Below are 18,332 nucleotides of genomic sequence, written 5' to 3' on the forward strand. Positions count from 1 at the left end.
AATTAAACAACCTGGCACCGATAGAGTATCGGTACCAGGCCGTAGCGTAGTTCTAACCTTTTTTCTTTTTTACTGTCTACTTGACAGGGCGCAGTTCACGGTGTGAAGGCTTTTTCACATTTAAGTGGTAAATCCTCCCTGTCCTGAACACAATTCAGACTATTCAAGTCAATGAATAGAGGGACGTAGAAAAGAGTGATGGCCAAGTGGAGGAAAAACCGCTCCCTGTCCTGAACACAATTCGGACTATTCACTACAAATGAATACGGAGTAAAGAAAAGCGAGTGATGGCCATGTGCTGTCGCTCGCTTTCTATTTTCTTTCATGATTTGTAATGAATTAAAACATAAGCATATATTATATCCTTGAATCATCATTAGAAGCCTTCATGCCTACCCGGTGTGAAGGCTTTTTTCAATTGAAGGAGGAGTTCGTATGCAATACAAACACAATCACAGGCAGCTTTCATTACTGAAGGAAGAACCGATCAAACCGCTGCCAGCCAAACGGATCAACATTGTATCACTCAGACTTGTTAAAGAATCCAGCATTCTCTACAAAGACCGCTCAGTCCGATCACCGGAAGATGTGTACCAGCTGATGAAGCAATTCCTTGAAGACTTAGATCGGGAAGCGTTCATTGTCGTGAACCTGGACACGAAGAATCAGCCGGTGTCGATTAACATCTGCCACATCGGAAGTCTGAATGCGAGTCTTGTGCATCCGAGGGAAGTGATGAAATCTGCCATTCTTTCAAATGCAGCTTCATTCGTTGTAGGTCACAATCATCCTTCCGGTCAACCTTCTCCATCACGAGAAGACATTAACGTGACCGAAAGATTAAAAGAAGCAGGAAAGATTGTTGGAATTGATCTGCTTGATCACATCATCATCGGGGAAAACAGTTTTGTCTCACTGAAGGAAAAAGGCTATCTCTAGGAGGGAACATGCATGGAGGAGTTAGACTGGTTCATCCGAGTCATGAAAGAAACATTTGATCTGACGATCACTGAAGCTGACATTGGCTATGAAGGCGTGGAATTGTTTGTCGACGAAATCGATCAGGCATTGGTTCCGGCAGAGTACCTTGAAGATGTGCCGGATGCATTACTGTTTGAAACAATGCTGGTCTATGATTCGAAAGGGAATGACTGGCTAGGAGCCATTGCATTGCATCCTGAAACGAAGGAATGGCTCATGCAGGTCATTTTAAAGAATGGTCAGTCTGTGTACAGGAAGAAAGTAAATGAAAATGAAGTCATCAACGGTGACATCGAATAGGAGGCACAACAATGAAGAAGTATAAGAAAATTATGATGAATGGTGACGTTTATTTTAGAGAAATCGACGAAGCTACAGGATTTTTCGAATCAGAAACCATGAGTGAAGAAGAACTGGTTGAACTACTGCTTGATGAAGCAATCATTTCAGAAGTGGAAGTAAACTTTGAGGAAATCAAGCGTGGCATACAGTCTATACCAAATGTTCGATCCAGGGAAATTGTTGAAGACTACATGGACTATCTTGAAGAACTGGTTTCTACACTGGAGCAATCTCACGACATAAGTACCTGAAATCCAGCTGAATCTGACGACATAAGTAAAAGGTGAATGGCATCACAGGGTACTTCGTTGATAAATCAGCAATCTTTAATGTTTTGCACTGAAAAAACTCACTCCATAATTATATAACTGTCGTGAGTGTGATCTTGAGAGGAGGTGAAACATATGTGGCAGAAATTTGTGCTAGCAATTGTTGTTGCAGTGGCAAGTGTGATTGTAAAAGAATTAGCAAATGATTGGGCATAGTAAGGACGATGAATGTAGAGATTGCATTGATCGTCTTTTTTATTTGGGGAAAGGAGTGCCTACAAAGTGAATCAGCTTAGGAAAGAATTCGAGCAGTGGCTAATAGAAGATGGAAAGAGTCCTAAAACAATCGAAAGTTACTCGGGTGATTTAAAATCATTTCAACAATTTTTAACTGATCAAGCAGCTGATGAATCACAGCCACTTTCAAGATTTGCTTTTGTAAAGTATAAGGAATTCATGATGGATGGATCATATGCGATTGCCACAATGAATAAAAAGATTAATAGTCTGAAAGTCTACCATGACTTTTTAATAGAGAAGGGTGTGATTTCTTCCCCCTTCTTATCATTAAAACGTGATCGGGTTAAGGTTGCGGCAGGTAGTGAACATGAAGTGACTGCACTATCAGACAAAGAAGTAAATCAGCTGTTGTTCTATGTAAACGGGCCATCAAATGTAAGTGCTCGAGATCGATTGATTGTGTATCTACTTTTGTTTACCGGAATTCGGGTGAGTGAATGTATTCAAATCAAACGATCTGACATTGATCCACTTACGTCTACATTAAAAGTGAATGGAAAAGGAGGTAAGATTCGTGAGATTAGCTTACGCGTTGATGTTCTGTCACTCATCAGAATCTATGAACAAGGCGAACGAGCATCATCAAAGTTTAAAGAAAGTGACATCCTTTTACTCAGCCAACGCCAGGGGAAGATGCATCGTGATGCCATTCGGGTCATGCTTGCAAAGATTGGTGAGGAGTTAGGATTTCATCTGCATCCTCACCTGTTAAGACATACATTTGGGACAAGGCTGATCCGTAGAGGGGTAGATTTGACGACAGTTAGCAAATTGCTCGGACATTCCAGTGTAGTGACAAGTGCGAAGTTTTACGTACAAATTTCAAAATTAGATAAGAAATTAGCTGTGGATCTGCTTTAAAACGTGTAACAGTCGTTTTAAGGTGGGTTTGTGGCATTGGCAATAGTTGAAGTCAGCTCAAGGCCAAGTCCACAAAAAAACACGAATCTCAAAGTTTCTTCATTCACTCTAACAGAAAGAGCCGCTAAGCAATTAGCTTTCGGCTCTTTTCTTTGCATCTAGCTCTTTAGTTAAAGCTTTCAACTCTTTCAGGAATCGATCCTTAAATTTAGAATGAAAATAAATTGCCACATAACCATTCATGTGAGGAAGCGCGCCTTTAAAATCTTCGTTGTCTTCAAAATACTCTTCGATTTTTTGGCTTAATAATAGTGCATATTCAGCTGATGATTTGATGAGAACCATTTCCATCACACCAGTATGAACTACTGCATTTGAATCTACTAAAAGCCTATTTACTTCACTCAACAAGGAACTCTTTCGAACTGAGCGTTTAGGTATATACTTTCCTTGGTTTTTATCATACACGTATCCTAATTCTCTTAAATCACGAGAGATTGTCGCTTGCTCTACTTTAAAATTATTCTTTAACTTACTAATTAATGTAGCGTGGGAATTAATTACTACATCTTGATCAAAGATTTCTTTAATTTTTTTATGTCTAAGTTTTTTCTGTTTCGCTTTATCACTTGATTCTTCCTTATAAGTCAAAATATACCTCCTTTGCTTATTAAGCTTCAAAAAAATTATTCATATCAAATACCTCTAATTTTTATCAAAAAACATGTTATTTAACTGAAAGTGTCTAAAATGCAGGGAGTTACACCATTCACTCGATATTCGACTGCATTTCAGTCACATTGGATCAGATTGAAGTAAAACAGTCAATAATAGTGCATTTGATGAATAGATATTAGCATACGGAAGGAATTTATTCAATTTCAGTAGCTTTACGTATTACAAGAACCTTGATAAATTAGTAATCGTAGCAAGGAGGTGCGATAATAAGTGATGAATAATGATGTGAATATACGAAAGTTAAATCTATCACCCTATGAATAAGATCGACGTTTTGAATGAGCAACAAAAATGATCAACGAAAGTAGTGCAACCAAAAATGTTAATCAAAAGGAGATTTAACCATGACAACTACAAATACGATTAATCTTGAACAAATCACTTACCCTGAAGCAAAAGCCGGATCGAGTCGCAGTCAGCATGGAGGTGTACTGTCCATCGTAAACGCAAGCAAAAACAGCAAACGTCTCATGTTCAGTTCAAAAGTAAGTGAGCATCTAAACAATCCTGAATCAGTTCAAATAGGCTTCCTGGACACTGGAATCATTGTGGCTGAGCATCTAACCGAAACTGCAGAATCATACGTAGCTAAACAGACTGGGAAGAAAAAAATTGTCTACAACGCAGAGCTGGTACGTGAGATCTCTGAAATGTTTGACCTGAATTTTAATGGAGGGGTTAGCCTAACCTTTTACGAGGCGACCTATACTGAGATAAATGATGAACCAGTTGTAGTCATTAGACTTCAGTCGCAAAGTGAAGAGGAAGCAGAATGATGCATCGAATCAACCGGCCTGTGCATAGAAGAATAAGAAGCTTACCGCCCGGTCAATACGTTTTTGACATTACGCACATTGATTGTATAAAGCTACACTACACAGATTCCATTAAAATACTTTCACTTAATATTGAAGGTCATATCATGTGTGAAGAAGGCATTGTGCCAATTTCAAAGCAAATGAATGATATAACTGATCGAGCAACCATTAAAGAAGTTTGTCAACTCGCTGCTGATGATTCTGATTGCAGAACAGAATATGATGTTGATGATCTCATTGGAAAGCAATGCATTGTAGACATACAGTACCTGAACGGCATAGATAGACCACCGCTTATTATAATCAATCACTTTAAAGGTATGACAGCAAACTAATCTAAGAATTATTGTGAAAAGATACACAAAAAGGGGGACTTGTATCTCTTTAAAATACTGAATATTCAGTATGATACAAGTTCCTTAACAGGGAGCGTTAAGTATGTCGGAGAAAAAAGAAGAAAAGTTTGGTCGATACACATTGAAAAACGGAAAATTGTACTACAAGAATTCAGATCCAGAAGAAGGGGAGAAGGATGCCCCGAAAGAAGAGGTCATCAGTCGGCATGTGAAAATCAAAGAAATTACGCAGGATCTTCATTCTAAGGAAGTTGAGTTAGTCCTTGAATATGTTTATAAAGGTCAAATGATGGAGCTTCTCATTTCTAGAAGACAGCTAGAACTAACTGAGTTTAAAAAGTTAGTGAGTAAAGGGGTAGACGCATCCTTTCATAATGCAGCTCGGGTAAATCGTTTTCTGAATTTCCAGGAAAGCAGCGCCCCTTTTTACAATAAGCATTCAAAAATGGGTTGGTGGGTTAAGGAAGATCAATTGATTTACCAGCATCATCAGCTACATGGGTCAAAGTCACTTCAATCCATCTATAGTGGTCCTTTTAACATCGAACCGACTGGCTCCCTGGAAGGGTGGAAAAGCATCATTAAGAAAGAAGTCATTGGCCACGCACCCTTAGAACTGGCTTTAATGCTTGGCTTTTCCGCACCGGTTGTAGGATATCTACAGAAATTCATCGACACGGACAGCCTGTTGTTTCATTTGTCAGGGGAGTCAAGCACAGGGAAAACGACTGCGGCAAGACTTGCAGTGTCAGCATTCGGTAAACCGTCTGATAAGAAAAATGGACTCATTCGTTCCTTTAATTCAACGGCTAATGCACTTTACAGACAGCTGATTAATAACACAGGTGTACCGTTTGTCCTGGATGAAGCATCAAGTGATACCCGAAGAAACTTTACTGACTTTATTTATAAGTTGGCTGCTGGCAATGACAAAATGCGATTGACAAAAGAAGCCGAGCTGAGAGAAATAGATTCATGGGAGACAAGCTTCATTTTTACTGCTGAGCACTCGCTGCTTGAAAAATCAAATCAGAATACCGGACTCATGATGCGCCTGTTTGAGTTTAAAGACATAGAGTGGACGAAAAACGCGAAAAATGCAGATCGGTTAAAAGTAGGGTTGAACGAGCATTACGGTCATGCAGGTGTGACGTTTGTGCAACATATGCTGACACTTGATGAAAATGACGTCATTGATAGGTGGCAGAAACTGAAGCAGTTGTGCTTGGAAAAAATGCAAGAAACAGATGCTTTTTCTTCAAGAGTGTCAGACAAGTTTGCAGTTGTGATGTTAGCTGGGGAGATAGCTGAAAAAGCGCTCGGATTAAAGTTTGATCATGATGGTGTATTGGATATGTTAATTGCGCAGGATCAGGAGATGGCAAACCAGCGCGACATTACTGAACGTGCGCTGAAATACATTGTAAACCAGTTGTATGTGAATAAGAAGAAATTTAAAACGGCTTTATTTGAATTTGAGGAGAGAGAATGCTGGGGAGCAATTGAATACAAAAATGGAAATACGGAAGTGTACATCGTGTCATCAATCTTACAAAACCTACTTAAAGATGGTGATTTCTCTGATCCGAATCTGATTGTGAAAAAGTGGAAAGAAAAGGGGGTTGTTAAAGGTGCGAAAGATAAAAACGTCATAAAAAAAAGCATTCCTGAAGTAGATGATCAGTACAAGCAGAAGGACAATCGCGCTCAATTTTACTGCCTTGTATTAGATAATAAAGTGTTTGAAGAAAATCCAAAACCCTCACCGCCTATTCGTGAAAACAATCGTAGGAAACCCAGTAAACGCGTAACGATTACACAAACAGATCAAGAATTGCGTGGTTCAATTGATTGGGGTGAGAAAGGAGAAACGTTATGAGTGTACTGTTAAAGCATGCTACTGAAACATACGTAGATTGGATGATTGCGCAAGAACGCAGCAATCAAACCATAAGAGGCTATAAGATGGACCTGGAGTTAATCCGGGTCTTCCTCGAATCAAGAAACAATGGGCCAGTGTACGTAGATGACATTACGACTGAAGATATTGAAGTATATCTAAAAATGCTTAAAGATGAAAAAGGGTACAAAGCATCCAGCAGAAATCGACATCTGAATTCATTGCGTGCATTTTATAAGTACGTTAACAAAAAAGGCATCAGTACGAAAAATCCGACTGCACCGATTGATCAGGTGAAGGTACAAAAACAGGAACGAACCTATTTAACAGAGGAAGAAATAAATCTATTAGTCAAAGAAATTCGTCACCCGATCATTAAAATGATTGTTCAATTTCTTTTTATGTCTGGTTTACGCATTTCTGAGTGTTTGTCATTAAAACTCAGTGACGTGGACTTAGAAAAAGGCGTCATCTATGTCAAGAATGGAAAAGGGAAGAAAGATCGTAATGTACCGATCAGCACAAAATTAAATCCATTGTTAACGCAATACCTAAAAAAAGTAAGACCAAAAACAACATCTGACCATTTCTTTGCGACTAAAAAAACAGGAAAGATTTCAGCAGCCTACGTTAATAGAGTGCTCCAGGAATCAGTCAAAACACTCGGATGGAACAAAAGGGTAACTGCGCACACGATGCGCCACAGTTTTGCATCCCAATTAGTTGTCAGAAACGTAAATCCAGTGAGTATACAGAAATTGTTAGGGCACAGTGACCTGAAGACAACGTCGATTTATGTTCACGCCAATGCTGAACTTTTAACTGAAGCAATCAACGCGATCTAAATCAATTAATAAGGGTGAAAACGAGATGAATACGATGATACCGGCATTTGAAGATGAAAGAGTACAAGAAGTGCTGCAAGGACTAGCAAATAATAAGACAAGGGACGAACTCGCTTCGTCCTTTGGCCACAAGAACTATAAAACGTTAGACATCTACATGAGACGCAAAGGATTTAAGTGGGATCGAACAGCTGGAACCTACGTTCTGGACCAGCCTGAGACAACGCCTGAAGTCGCATCAATCGATCGTACAAAAGCAGGAAAGGTCATCATGATGCTAAAAGATAAAGATGCAGACGTCAGACAGATCGCAATGCAGCTAGGTTTTAAAAATCATCAGGAACTTGCCGATCACATGAAAGTCAGACGATACTTCTGGAATAGTAAGCTGAATAACTATGAAAAAATGTCTGGCATACCTGAAGAAGCAACTTTACCTGATAAAGATAAATTGGAGGATTCCTCGGGTATGATTAAGCTACCTGATCGTCCGCCCAAAGATTTAACTGATTTTCAAACGTACCTCCCGATACTTGAAATCATTGAGCAAAATAAAGACAAGCTGATGGAATTACTTCAAAGTACTGAAGATACGAATTCGTTTCCGAAATACGGTCTTCCCGGTGTGCCGACTACAAAGACCATACAGATGATCACCAGTCTGCAGGAGGTGGTGAAGGAATTCTGTGCTGAAAAGAACCTGACACAGCGAGAACTGTTTGAAATCGCACTGATAGACTTCTTCAGGAAGTATGGTCATGGACACATCATCAATCCAATTCTACGCAAAAAGTGAATGGTCCTTCCCGGATCACTCACTTTTTTTGATGCTACATACATAATAGAAGGAATCGACCCTGCCGACCCGATCGGACCCACTCTTTTTAATAGAGGGAAACTTTTGATGATGCACCTCTTGAAGTAAGGAGTGTGGGTGTTATCCAAACATCTTTCTGCATAGGTCAGAGCAGGAATGGTAGTTAGTGTTTGCTGTCTTGCTTGTTGTGTGAAGTGTTGCTGTATTTTATTGATTCATGTGTTGCGGTGAGTTGATGGACTGCTGGTGCTGATTCTTAAGTTGATTGATGCATTGTTGGAGCGGCTGAACAACACCTGGTAGTTGATCATGTAAAGAAATTTTGAAGTAGGCGTTAGTTGTTGGATCAATTCCCTTAATTGGATTGGGATTAGTATTGTACTCAATTGAAAAAAACCGATTAGAGTTACGTATTTGTTCAAAGCGCTGAGGAAGAACTTCTGGATATACGTAACATACTGGCTCAATTCTCAAGTGATTGTAATTCACTACATAGTAATTTTGTGTTGCATCATCACAGAAAAGAAAGTAAACCTTATTACGTTTTTCTACAGGTAGATCCTCGTATGCAAGATAAGCATCGAAGTTCAGATGGAATATACCATCTGCATAGTTTGTTGTCTTGATATCGACTAAATACCATTCTCCATATATATCTACAACAAAATCTCCGGCTTTTTGTAGAAACAATACGTAATTCATGTTTATACCAAATTGCATGAGCAGTTGTTGTAGAAATGGACTACTGTTGTATGCTGCATTATATAGCATGTAATTTTCATCTTCAGAGCGGTTAAGATGTTCTCTTCTCAGATCGCGGAAGTTTTGAAGTTCAGGGTCTACTGGATAGACGGGCGAACCAAAAAATGTGAAGTTGTTGTTAATCAGATAGTTTTGGTGTGAGTCATGTGGTATTACTCGGCTATTATACATAATCGTACCTCCATATTTTAATAAGTCATAGAATTCTGTAGGTCAGTGAATCGATCTTTTCAATTCGATCATTCTTTACTAGTCCATTTAAAACATCTGCAAGACTTTCAGAGTCCATCTTCATGTGAAAATGAACTTGATCATCAATCAGAACCTTGCCAGTGTCATCAGCTTTTTTTTGGAGCATGTGTAGTAATTTTGTTCGTAAGTAGTAGTTCTTTTGCTTTTTTGATTGTCGAGCAGATTCGTAATTGAATCGGCAATTTTCATATCCTTCATCAGTTTCTTGATGATAGATTGGTTTATACCTCTTCATTCTCTCTTTTTGAGTATTTGAAGGGTAAGGAATAATTTTCTTGCAGCTTTCACAATATGGTAAGGTCGGATTCGTTCTTAATAAATAGAACAATGAATGATAGAAAAAGTCATCCAGGTTCTTAACAGAATGTCTAACCATAAAACCTGATGAGTAATTGACCACTTCAAAACGTAAGTTGTTGAATCCTTCATTGATATCATCAATCCGATTCATTGCAAGCCTGGATATATGTTGTGGAATGTTTTGATTACCTTGTTGTAGGAAGTAACGATTGGTAGATCTGATGTCGTCCAGCACATCATACATGCTTCCAAACTCTTCTATTAAGAAGGTCAATGCACCATCTAAATGATATAAAAAGTTAAGGTTCTCGGTAGTTGGTTCATTAGATAACGCCTTCACTTGAAGTAGTTCTTTTTCATAGCACTGAATTTGCTCAACGTTAGGTTCCAGATGACTGATAATATTTTTATAATGCTCTTTCAAACTTTCAAGGAACAAATTGTACAAAGACTTTTCATTAAACGTCGCGGTTAGTAGTTTCTCAAAGTCATTTTCAGATTCTATGACAGTTTCTTTCATGTTTGAAAACACGAATGCAAACAGCTCAACATCTATTTCACTATCTGAGGTAAATTGATACATGATCTCACTCCTTTGTTGTTAAGAATAAGACTATCAGAAAAATCCTACCTTTGCGCGTAAAGTATCGGTATTAATTTTTGTTTAAATTTAACAAAAGTTTTTGTATCTGTTATTTCGAAGGAAAGGAAAGTTGGACAACTCCTTTACTTTTTATTAGAAAGAATTCATTTTTATTTTCATCAAAAATATTGGGTCCGGGAGGGTCGTTCTTCATCTATTGTTGAGGCACATCAATTTCAGCGAGGTCCTTCTAGGTCCGATCGGAAGTCCGGAGTTGTTAAGCAGGGAGAAAATTCTATTGGAAAGCTTTTATTGATTTTTTACTGGAAGCTTTTTTATTGCAACATTTTAGTTTGCTTTTCTATTGAACTACAACACATTTTTGGAGGAGGGTCGAAAGATCGTTGAGTTTATTGGAGTTTGAGCGATCTGATTTAGTGGGAATTTATGGTTATTTTTGTGCGATTAACTCTAAACAAATTGCTGTTACATTCAACAGATCAGTTTCAGGTCTAACTGAAGATAACTTTAAAGTATCTAACCTGTCAGTTACTGATGTAGCTGTTAATGGTAATGTTGCTACACTAACTGTAAGTTCTGACCTTTCAAATGGAACTACTTACACTGTGACTGCAACTGGTATTGAAGGTTCCGAAGACTCTTCAGCATCTTTCACTTATGAAGTAGCTGAAGCAAAAGATATCGAACTAACAAAATCTTCTTTCACACTTTATGACAACGAAGCTGCTCCTTCTCTATATGATTTTGTAGTAGTACGTCAGGATGGAAAAGAAGTTTCTGAAAGTATGATCGCTGCTAACGGTAAAAACATCCAAACTAACAACACTGCTGTAGTTACTAGTGCTGGTGAAGTAATTGGTGCTGGTGAAGCAACTGTAAATATCGTTTACACACTTGTTGATGGAACTGTACTTGAAACAGGAAACATTAAAGTTTCTGCTAAAAGTCAAGCTGCATCACAAGTAGCTGGTTTTACAATCGAAGGACAAGATCTAAGTGATTTTGAAAACACAGTTGAATTTGAAGCTGCAGAAGCTCTAGATAACAACAGAACAATCCTTTACACAAATGAAACAAATGTAGGTAAGTTCTTAAATGTATTTGCTGATGATGCTAATGGAGATCCATTAACAGAAGAGTTAGTGACATCAAACGGTGAGAATGTAACTTATGAAGTAACTTCTGGTTCTGATTTACTTCAAGTTAATAAAAACACAGGAGCAATTATCTATGCAGCTAATAACGCTGAAGGTACTGCAACAGTAAAAGTTACAAAAGGTTCTTTCACTTACAACGCAGTTGTTGAGCTTCGTAAAGCGCCTGAAGTGAAGACATTTAATCTTTCTAAGAGTGCACTTCAGGTATCAGAAGATCGTTTTGGTGCACAGGTTACACCAGATGCGGCAACAGCTACAAACCAAGATGTTGTTGATGATTCATTAAAATCAACTACATTTTCAATTGATCTTTTAGATCAGTACGGTGCATTTTTCTTAAATGATACTGCTCTTGCTCAGTCTAATAATAAATATAATGATGTGAATATTGCATTAGATACAAACTTTAACACTACTGGTTATGAGGTAAGTGACGGTCAAGTTGAAGTTGCAATTACTTACACTGTTGGAACTACAGTAAAGACTGGTAAACTTGTTCTTGCAGTAGACAGCAACAAGCTGACATTTGAAGGTGCTACTGGAGCAAATTCTATTGGTACTGATTCACTTCCCGCTTTAACTGGAACTGTTAAATCTACTCTTTCAGGTCTAAATTTAACTGCAGTAGAACGTAACATCAACAGTGACGAATCTACAAATGTAACTGTTAAATTCTTTGATACTACGAATGGTGCAAATAAAGAGGTTGCTTCTAAGCAATTACCTGTCACTATCAAAGATGTTTCTTCTGTAGCAGGTCAAAAAGTATTTAAATCTAACGATTTAGATGCTGGTACATCTTCTACGTTATCTTCTACACTTGAACTTTGGGAAGTTGATGCGCAAGGAGATAAGGTGCGTCAAGTAACTGCAGGAAATGATGCTGTAAATGAAACTGTTACTGCTGGTGCTGATGGACTTTATAATACTGCTGACGATGTGACACTTTCATCAAATGAAAAAGTTGTCTTTGATTTCACTACTACGAATACCGTTATTGACGAGTGGGTTGGAGTAACTGGTGACCTTACATCTAATTCAGCTCTTTTAACTACAGGTGATGCTGAAGTAACTTACACATTTGTTGATGCATCAGCACCTACTCTATTCGGAGAAAACGGTAAAATTACTGTAGACGCTAAGACAGGTGATGCATCTGCTGCTACAACTGATCTTATTACTGCACAAACTGTAGATGTGTTAGTTACTAACTCTGATTCAGTAGGATATAAAGCTAATATTGCTACAAATCTAACAGTTGATGTAAGTGATTATAATGAGCTTGTAGGTACTGCGGCAAATTCTTCTGTAAGACTGGATGATGTAATTTTTGGACTTGCTGCTAAGGATGAGTTTATTTTCGATACTTACACTTCAGGTGTTCAGTCTATTGCTCTAAAAAATGGTGAAGATGGATACTCACTTGGTAATGTAATTACTGTCCTTGATCAAAATGGTGAAGAAATGTCATTAGGACTTTCATCATATGGTGAAGCTGAAGCTAACTTCGACAATGCTGGTACAAGTCTGGGTAGCTACCTGTTAGATCCACAATATCTAACATTCAGTGGTACTGTGGTTGATTCTACTAATTTAGACGCTACTATTGGAGCTTCTGTAAATAGTTTAAGTACAGTTACTCTGGATAGTGATGAAGAGGAAGGTACTCTTAAGGTACTTCTTACTGAAGTGACTAGAAATAACGAACCTGCAAGTGTTACTGAGAAGAATTTACTTGAAAGACCAGTAACTGTAACTATTAAGTTTACTAAGTAATAAAACTCCCTGTCCAATTCAGTTTATTCAAGTCAATTGAATAAAGGGATATCGAAAATTCCTCCCTGTCCCGAAGACTATTCGGACTATTCACTACAAATGAATATGGAGTAAGGAAAAATGAGTGATGGCGATGTGCTGTCACTCGTTTTTTGTTTATTTATAAAAGAAGGTAAATAGTCATAAATGTGCGCGGGACAGGGAGTTCTGAAGTAGGGAGTTCTGAAGTGTCAGTCTGTGTGACTGACAAGTATGTCTCACATCTCCGGTACTCCTCCATCTGGCGCATGCCGATCCTCTTCAACATATGCCCGGTACTCGAGACAGTACCGGGCATACTCAGCGTTTGTTTTTTGAAATCCGTGAGGCAGTAGCTCTTTTAATAGTGAACGGTCCAGGTAAGGCGGAGCAGAGGCGGTGTCATCTGCGTACAGAGGGTAGGATCTGTATGGATAATTCACCAGCTCCTGTACCATTGGAATCAACGTCTCAATCGGATTGCGGTGAATATAGATGCTCACCATCAGCAGTCAAGCTGTCCCTTCCACTTCTTTTGCGAATTACCGTTTCTGATAAATCCGGCCGATATTGTCCGTACCGGCTCGAATAGGAATCGCTGTAGCGGCGATTAACAACGGCCATGATTTTACCGAGCGGATCTTTTTCCGCCCGGATGAGCAGGTGGTAATGATTTGTCATGAAGCAATATGCAAGAATGGTAAAGGGATATTTCAGATAAGCATGCAGCAGTGCACGCTCAAGTTCCGCCATGTCCTCTTTACTTCTGAAGAAAAATCCCCGGTTATTGCCGCGCATTATTACATGATAATAAGCATCCTGTTTAAAGTGTCTTTTTTCGGTCATGGGGCTACCTCATCAAAGACTGATGAACTTCTGCTGCTTTAATTTTCCACTGAAGTGCTTCTTCGACGGATTGATCACTCATTTCCACTTCGCCATTCAGGTCAGAGATGGTCTGGGCAAGTCTTAATATTTTCATTGCAGACCGGCTGCTTAGTTTTTCTGCAAAGCTTACATCCTGGACTCTTTTGCGCTGCTTTATTGTAAACGAGGTTGTTTCTTCAAAAAGTTTAATAGGGACAATGCCATTCGTATAGTTAGCACCATAGCGTTCCCGCTGAATTTTTCTTGCCTTAATAACAGCTCCCTGTCCTGAACACAATTCGGACTATTCACTACAAATGAATATGGAGTAAAAAGAAGCGAGTGATGGCGATAAGCTGTCACTCGCTTTGTGGTTTTTTATAAATGAAAGTAAATAGTCATAAATGTGCAGAGGACAGGAAACTAAAAAATAGAATCATTTGTTTGGAGATCAAATTTTAACAGAAACCGTCATCGATCTTTTAATACATCATTCAAATTTATTAGTATTTCTAGGCGATAGCTCCCGCTATAAGGAGTCTATTCAACTACTGTAAGTGGGTAAGTATTTTTATTTGCCACTTCCGACATTTCTTACTTTCCGAATACAAGAATGCTTTTCTGGTTGAACCTAAAAGAGCAATTATGAAATCCATTCATATATAGTTTCAACAAAACAAAAAAGCAAAGTCTGATATGTTCAGCCTTTGCTTTTTTAAAGATTGCTTTTTAGTAAATCCATGAAATCTTCGGAAAAGTATTATCTCGCTCTGGTAATAATATCTTCCTGTTGTAAAATTGTTTTATCTTCCTGTGATACTGGAGTATATCCTTTTTCTATCAATTCTTTTATGTATATATTATTATACTTAAATGAGAATATAACTCCTGTTATCCATGCTCCAATGCCTAGTGTAAATGACCCCAAAACCGCCTCAAGTATAAACATAATGAGTGCCCATTTCAGGTCGCCTCTGAATAATGCCGGAAAGAAACCAAAGAAAAAAGTGGTCCAACTGAAGCCAACTTTAACTACTTTAACAACGCCACCATTATTTACTAATTTAACTTTCACTTTAGAACCTCCACACTTCAATTTAATCAAATATTATAGCTTTGAATTATTAGGATAAATAGTAAAGTAAAAAGAATTTTAAAAAAAATAATAGGATATTCTTTAAAATCTTATTATGATTCGGTCATACATAAAAACAAACTATTTATATATCATCCTATTAATCTGATTTTCCATTCTACTTAATGCAGAATTCATTAGGCCTTTTATGTGAATCGCGATCATTAAGATTTACAGATAATACCCGATCTCATCAATCAAATTACCCATAGCAGAATCGGCGAGAAGACCTGTGTAAACTGAGGTGATAATTGCAAATAAAACAAGGTAACTAATGTAACCGTAAAAAGGATCAATTGATTTTGCATTTCTCGTTAACATAGAGCTAACCATATAAATTGGTACAAAAATAGTTGCAAAGAGGACAGAAAGCGCAATGAAAAACACACCATAAGTGTAGGCATCCATAATTATCAGAACCATGGACAGAACGATTAAGATCAAGCTCGGAATCATATGCACTCCATAAGTGGAAACGATTTCTTTGAACGAATGATCTGTTCTGAATAATTTTGTAATAACAAAAATAGATGCTGCAATTAAGGCGATATAAATGACTGTATACAAAAATGATTGACTAAAAATCGTAAAAAATGACGGTCCTGCATATTCGCTCATGAATAGATCTCCCATTCCGCCGAACATTGAACGAGCTATACTTTGAACGAAGAAATAAATAGTAAAAGAGAATAGTACTGTGAATAAGATTAATGAAATGAGTCCATTTGTAAATTCGGCTGCAGCAGATTTAAAAATGCCTGATGGATATTTAACGAAGTTTTTTATGTATGTAAAATACCCCTTAGATGTTTTCTTTGCTTTGTCTAAATATTCATTTGGTGGAGCCACGCTTGCTGCAGCTGCGGGATGTTCATAGGCTGTAGCTGTTTCCTTTTGAACATCAGTAGTTGCTTCAGAAGATTGATGTCGTAAATCAGCACCGCACTTGCCGCAAAAATTTCCACTTACTTGAGTATGTCCACATGTCGAACAAATCATTCTATCTCTCCTTTTTGTGAATAAAGTCTAATGAAATAAGTACTATTACTTATTTATACTAGAAATAATTTACTCAACTGTCAACCATAAGTTTGAGAGAATGATTGAGAAACGTTGCTTTATTCCTTTCTCTTGACCGATAAAGAAGATCCCTAGATCCTTCATCCTAAAATATATTACCTTTTATAACCACTTTAATGATAATATAGTTTTATGTTTGTTTTTTGAGAGAAAGGATGTATCTAATGTTTTGTTCAAATTGTGGTGCTTCTTACGAAAAGGGAGAACCATTTTGTAGGAGCTGTGGTCAATCGCTTCAGGCAGATAGGGGGAAAAAGACGCAAAGAAAGAAAGTTAATGCCGGACTCATAGGAATGATTGCGGGAATTGTTCTGCTTGTTGGAGGTTACTTGAGCGTCAGCTCATATTATTCTGCTGAAAATGTAGCAGATAGATTCTTAACTAGTCTTCATGAAAAAGATTGGAAGTCGGTTCAGGGTCTCAGTGTTAGAGAAGATGGAAGTGACATAACTAAAACAGAGGCAAAAGCAGCCGTTCGGTTGATTGAAGAAGATGAGGAACTAAGAATGGAATTGAAGAGCAGACCTACTGAAAGATATGTATTTAACGAATTGTTTATTCCAGTAAAGCATGATCGAAGATTTTTCATTTTTCCGCAGTATAAGATAATGGGAAAAAATCAATTCTTACAAGTAGTCGATCAACCAAAAGGTGCTACCGTTTTAGTGGGAGAGATAAAAGGTATTATGCGGGAGCAGGAAGATGAAAGTTTTTCAGTCGGCCCATTATTTCCAGGGATTTATGACATTACTTCTACTTATGAAAAGGAAACTGTAAAACTTTTTGGTACTGTTAAGGAAGTATTAAAAGATACGGTTCGTGAACCTTTCGTTGTATCGATTGATTTAGGTGGAGAATACGCTGCTTTTTCATTAGTTAACCATTCAGGAGTCAAAGCAGATCTGGTTTTTAATGGAGAAAAGTATGCAATTGATGATTATGGTTATTCAGAAGAAATTGGTCCTCTAGCTTTGGATGGAAAATCAGTTGCACAAATTGAATTTTTATACCCGTGGGGAAGCCAGATAAGTGAAGAAATTATCATAACTGATACATACATGGAAATTTCACCACCAGAACCAGCTGAAGAGCTGAAAAAATCTATCATTGATCAGACGGCGTTGTATGCAGAAGAATACCTGAATCATTATGTTTCAGGTGGAAAAACAGCTGTTACAACGGTTACTAACGAGTGGATGGATGAAATGGATTACTATGCAGATCATGACTTTGAAGGCACGATCGAATTAAAAGAGTTAGGTTTTGATTTCAGTGAAGCAAAGCCTATTAACAGAAATGATCAGTATGGATATAGTATTCCCTTACTTTTTTCAATGTCAGCGGAATCGATTGACTTTGAATTTGGTGGAAGCGCGTGTGATTTGCATTTGTTATTCAATGAGGTAGATCAATCATGGAAAGTAAATGAGTGTTATTTTTATGCGACAGATGCTTACACATATAAAGATGTGATGACACCTGCAGTTACTACTTTTACTTCAAAAAGCACCGGCTCATCAAAAATAGCTTCCGGAGACTCTTTTACATTTGAACAAGTAGAAGGCTTTATGGAGAATTACAGCCGAAAGTCAGTTGAAGCCATTAATGAAGTAGATTACAGTTTAGTAGCATCTTTGATTGCAGAAGATTCAGAGCTAAAAGGCATCCAGACAGAATATATTGATTACCTGGACTCCAAAAATATTACGGAAACTTTTAAGGGAGCGGTACTCGAATCATTTGAGCAAAATGGAAATACGATTACGGCAACAACACTCGAATCATTCATTATTCATCGAGAAGACGGAAATGAGGATATGACCTTCAGAACGGTAACGGAACTTGTCCTGGAAAATGGAGAATTAAAAGCTTGGAAATTGATTGAAACGAAAGAATTATAAAACAAATGAGGGAGAATGAATAATTATATTCATTCTTTTTTTAAAATCACTGCTATGTTAAAGTCCAATGTGGTTTTAACACAGCTGGTGATTGAAGCGGAAGTCAATAGGCAACTTTTAATGTAGCTAAAATGATAAATATATTGACATACTAATGGTTCATCACCACAACCTGTGGTAAGAGCCCATATTTAGCACAAATTAACAGCTATAAATAGAAAGAAAACGAAAACTCCTGTATCGTAATTGTCTC

19 protein-coding genes are annotated in these 18,332 nt (G+C 37.7%); 11 read left to right on the forward strand and 8 right to left on the reverse strand.

Annotated elements, in window-relative coordinates; translation table 11 throughout:
* The first annotated feature begins 435 nt into the window (after positions 1-435).
* The 4 genes from radC to KP77_RS14120 all read left to right on the forward strand — a co-directional run bounded on the left by radC (position 436) and on the right by KP77_RS14120 (position 2,753).
* Positions 436-939: a RadC family protein gene (gene radC / locus KP77_RS14105; RefSeq protein ID WP_041123387.1), complete on the forward strand. Its 504-nt coding sequence runs from the start codon at positions 436-438 to the stop codon at positions 937-939.
* Between the two features lie 12 nt (positions 940-951).
* Positions 952-1,281, forward strand: coding sequence for a hypothetical protein (locus KP77_RS14110; RefSeq protein ID WP_052474279.1), 330 nt, complete (start codon positions 952-954; stop codon positions 1,279-1,281).
* Between the two features lie 11 nt (positions 1,282-1,292).
* Positions 1,293-1,574, forward strand: coding sequence for a hypothetical protein (locus tag KP77_RS14115; protein ID WP_041123388.1), 282 nt, complete (start codon positions 1,293-1,295; stop codon positions 1,572-1,574).
* 300 nt (positions 1,575-1,874) lie between these two features.
* Positions 1,875-2,753 carry a tyrosine-type recombinase/integrase gene (locus tag KP77_RS14120; RefSeq protein WP_041123389.1) on the forward strand — a complete coding sequence of 293 codons (879 nt, stop codon included), beginning with the start codon at positions 1,875-1,877 and terminating at the stop codon, positions 2,751-2,753.
* 132 nt (positions 2,754-2,885) lie between these two features.
* On the opposite strand, the gene KP77_RS14125 is transcribed toward KP77_RS14120, so the two are convergent.
* Positions 2,886-3,404 (reverse strand): arginine repressor, encoded by a 519-nt coding sequence (locus KP77_RS14125; protein WP_041123390.1) that lies wholly within the window; start codon positions 3,402-3,404, stop codon positions 2,886-2,888.
* 431 nt (positions 3,405-3,835) lie between these two features.
* Here KP77_RS14125 and KP77_RS14130 point away from each other — a divergent pair, with 431 nt between their 5' ends.
* The 5 genes from KP77_RS14130 (at position 3,836) to KP77_RS14150 (ending at position 8,206) form a co-directional block, all read left to right on the forward strand.
* Entirely contained in the window at positions 3,836-4,267 is a 432-nt protein-coding gene (locus KP77_RS14130; protein WP_052474282.1) for a hypothetical protein, read from the forward strand.
* The gene (locus tag KP77_RS14135) at positions 4,264-4,644 is read left to right on the forward strand and encodes a hypothetical protein (protein WP_041123391.1); all 381 of its coding nucleotides are present in this window, start codon (positions 4,264-4,266) and stop codon (positions 4,642-4,644) included. Before KP77_RS14130 ends, KP77_RS14135 begins: the two co-directional genes overlap by 4 nt.
* Positions 4,645-4,747: 103 nt before the next feature.
* Entirely contained in the window at positions 4,748-6,544 is a 1,797-nt protein-coding gene (locus tag KP77_RS14140; protein WP_041123392.1) for a DUF927 domain-containing protein, read from the forward strand.
* A complete protein-coding gene (locus KP77_RS14145; protein ID WP_041123393.1) occupies positions 6,541-7,410 on the forward strand; it encodes a tyrosine-type recombinase/integrase in 870 nt (289 codons plus the stop codon). Before KP77_RS14140 ends, KP77_RS14145 begins: the two co-directional genes overlap by 4 nt.
* Positions 7,411-7,435: 25 nt before the next feature.
* Positions 7,436-8,206, forward strand: coding sequence for a hypothetical protein (locus tag KP77_RS14150; protein ID WP_041123394.1), 771 nt, complete (start codon positions 7,436-7,438; stop codon positions 8,204-8,206).
* 228 nt (positions 8,207-8,434) lie between these two features.
* On the opposite strand, the gene KP77_RS14155 is transcribed toward KP77_RS14150, so the two are convergent.
* Positions 8,435-9,160, reverse strand: a complete 726-nt coding sequence (locus tag KP77_RS14155) for a hypothetical protein (RefSeq protein WP_041123395.1) — start codon at positions 9,158-9,160, stop codon at positions 8,435-8,437.
* Positions 9,161-9,185: 25 nt separating this feature from the next.
* A complete protein-coding gene (locus KP77_RS14160) occupies positions 9,186-10,124 on the reverse strand; it encodes a hypothetical protein (RefSeq protein ID WP_041123396.1) in 939 nt (312 codons plus the stop codon).
* Between the two features lie 404 nt (positions 10,125-10,528).
* On the opposite strand from KP77_RS14160, the gene KP77_RS14165 reads away from it, so the two are divergent.
* On the forward strand, positions 10,529-13,078 hold the full coding sequence (locus KP77_RS14165; protein WP_041123397.1) for an autotransporter outer membrane beta-barrel domain-containing protein: 2,550 nt from the start codon (positions 10,529-10,531) through the stop codon (positions 13,076-13,078).
* A gap of 257 nt (positions 13,079-13,335) precedes the next feature.
* Here the strand turns inward: KP77_RS14165 and KP77_RS18445 are convergent, their stop codons facing one another.
* The 5 genes from KP77_RS18445 to KP77_RS14185 form a co-directional block, all read right to left on the reverse strand.
* Positions 13,336-13,602: a hypothetical protein gene (locus KP77_RS18445; RefSeq protein ID WP_235420728.1), complete on the reverse strand. Its 267-nt coding sequence runs from the start codon at positions 13,600-13,602 to the stop codon at positions 13,336-13,338.
* The gene (locus KP77_RS18450; RefSeq protein ID WP_235420729.1) at positions 13,568-13,942 is read right to left on the reverse strand and encodes a transposase; all 375 of its coding nucleotides are present in this window, start codon (positions 13,940-13,942) and stop codon (positions 13,568-13,570) included. Before KP77_RS18450 ends, KP77_RS18445 begins: the two co-directional genes overlap by 35 nt.
* 4 nt (positions 13,943-13,946) lie before the next feature.
* Positions 13,947-14,261 carry a magnesium chelatase subunit ChlI family protein gene (locus tag KP77_RS14175; protein ID WP_041123398.1) on the reverse strand — a complete coding sequence of 105 codons (315 nt, stop codon included), beginning with the start codon at positions 14,259-14,261 and terminating at the stop codon, positions 13,947-13,949.
* Positions 14,262-14,723: 462 nt separating this feature from the next.
* Entirely contained in the window at positions 14,724-15,038 is a 315-nt protein-coding gene (locus KP77_RS14180) for a hypothetical protein (RefSeq protein ID WP_041123399.1), read from the reverse strand.
* Between the two features lie 231 nt (positions 15,039-15,269).
* Complete coding sequence (locus tag KP77_RS14185) at positions 15,270-16,097, reverse strand: Yip1 family protein (RefSeq protein WP_041123400.1); 828 nt, start codon at positions 16,095-16,097, stop codon at positions 15,270-15,272.
* Between the two features lie 245 nt (positions 16,098-16,342).
* On the opposite strand from KP77_RS14185, the gene KP77_RS14190 reads away from it, so the two are divergent.
* Positions 16,343-18,079, forward strand: coding sequence for a TcaA NTF2-like domain-containing protein (locus KP77_RS14190; RefSeq protein ID WP_152614745.1), 1,737 nt, complete (start codon positions 16,343-16,345; stop codon positions 18,077-18,079).
* Positions 18,080-18,332 lie beyond the last annotated feature (253 nt).

The sequence above is a fragment of the Jeotgalibacillus alimentarius genome (assembly GCF_000829445.1).
In the GTDB taxonomy this organism is placed as follows: Bacteria; Bacillota; Bacilli; order Bacillales; family Jeotgalibacillaceae; genus Jeotgalibacillus; species Jeotgalibacillus alimentarius.

Bases quoted from the DNA above. Each gene is read 5' to 3' on its own strand.
- radC (WP_041123387.1), top strand. From the start codon at position 436: ATGCAATACAAACACAATCACAGGCAGCTTTCATTACTGAAGGAAGAA.
- KP77_RS14110 (WP_052474279.1), top strand. From the start codon at position 952: ATGGAGGAGTTAGACTGGTTCATCCGAGTCATGAAAGAAACATTTGAT.
- KP77_RS14115 (WP_041123388.1), top strand. From the start codon at position 1,293: ATGAAGAAGTATAAGAAAATTATGATGAATGGTGACGTTTATTTTAGA.
- KP77_RS14130 (WP_052474282.1), top strand. From the start codon at position 3,836: ATGACAACTACAAATACGATTAATCTTGAACAAATCACTTACCCTGAA.
- KP77_RS14135 (WP_041123391.1), top strand. From the start codon at position 4,264: ATGATGCATCGAATCAACCGGCCTGTGCATAGAAGAATAAGAAGCTTA.
- KP77_RS14140 (WP_041123392.1), top strand. From the start codon at position 4,748: ATGTCGGAGAAAAAAGAAGAAAAGTTTGGTCGATACACATTGAAAAAC.
- KP77_RS14145 (WP_041123393.1), top strand. From the start codon at position 6,541: ATGAGTGTACTGTTAAAGCATGCTACTGAAACATACGTAGATTGGATG.
- KP77_RS14150 (WP_041123394.1), top strand. From the start codon at position 7,436: ATGAATACGATGATACCGGCATTTGAAGATGAAAGAGTACAAGAAGTG.
- KP77_RS14155 (WP_041123395.1), bottom strand. From the start codon at position 9,160: ATGTATAATAGCCGAGTAATACCACATGACTCACACCAAAACTATCTG.
- KP77_RS14160 (WP_041123396.1), bottom strand. From the start codon at position 10,124: ATGTATCAATTTACCTCAGATAGTGAAATAGATGTTGAGCTGTTTGCA.
- KP77_RS18445 (WP_235420728.1), bottom strand. From the start codon at position 13,602: ATGGTGAGCATCTATATTCACCGCAATCCGATTGAGACGTTGATTCCA.
- KP77_RS18450 (WP_235420729.1), bottom strand. From the start codon at position 13,942: ATGACCGAAAAAAGACACTTTAAACAGGATGCTTATTATCATGTAATA.
- KP77_RS14185 (WP_041123400.1), bottom strand. From the start codon at position 16,097: ATGATTTGTTCGACATGTGGACATACTCAAGTAAGTGGAAATTTTTGC.
- KP77_RS14190 (WP_152614745.1), top strand. From the start codon at position 16,343: ATGTTTTGTTCAAATTGTGGTGCTTCTTACGAAAAGGGAGAACCATTT.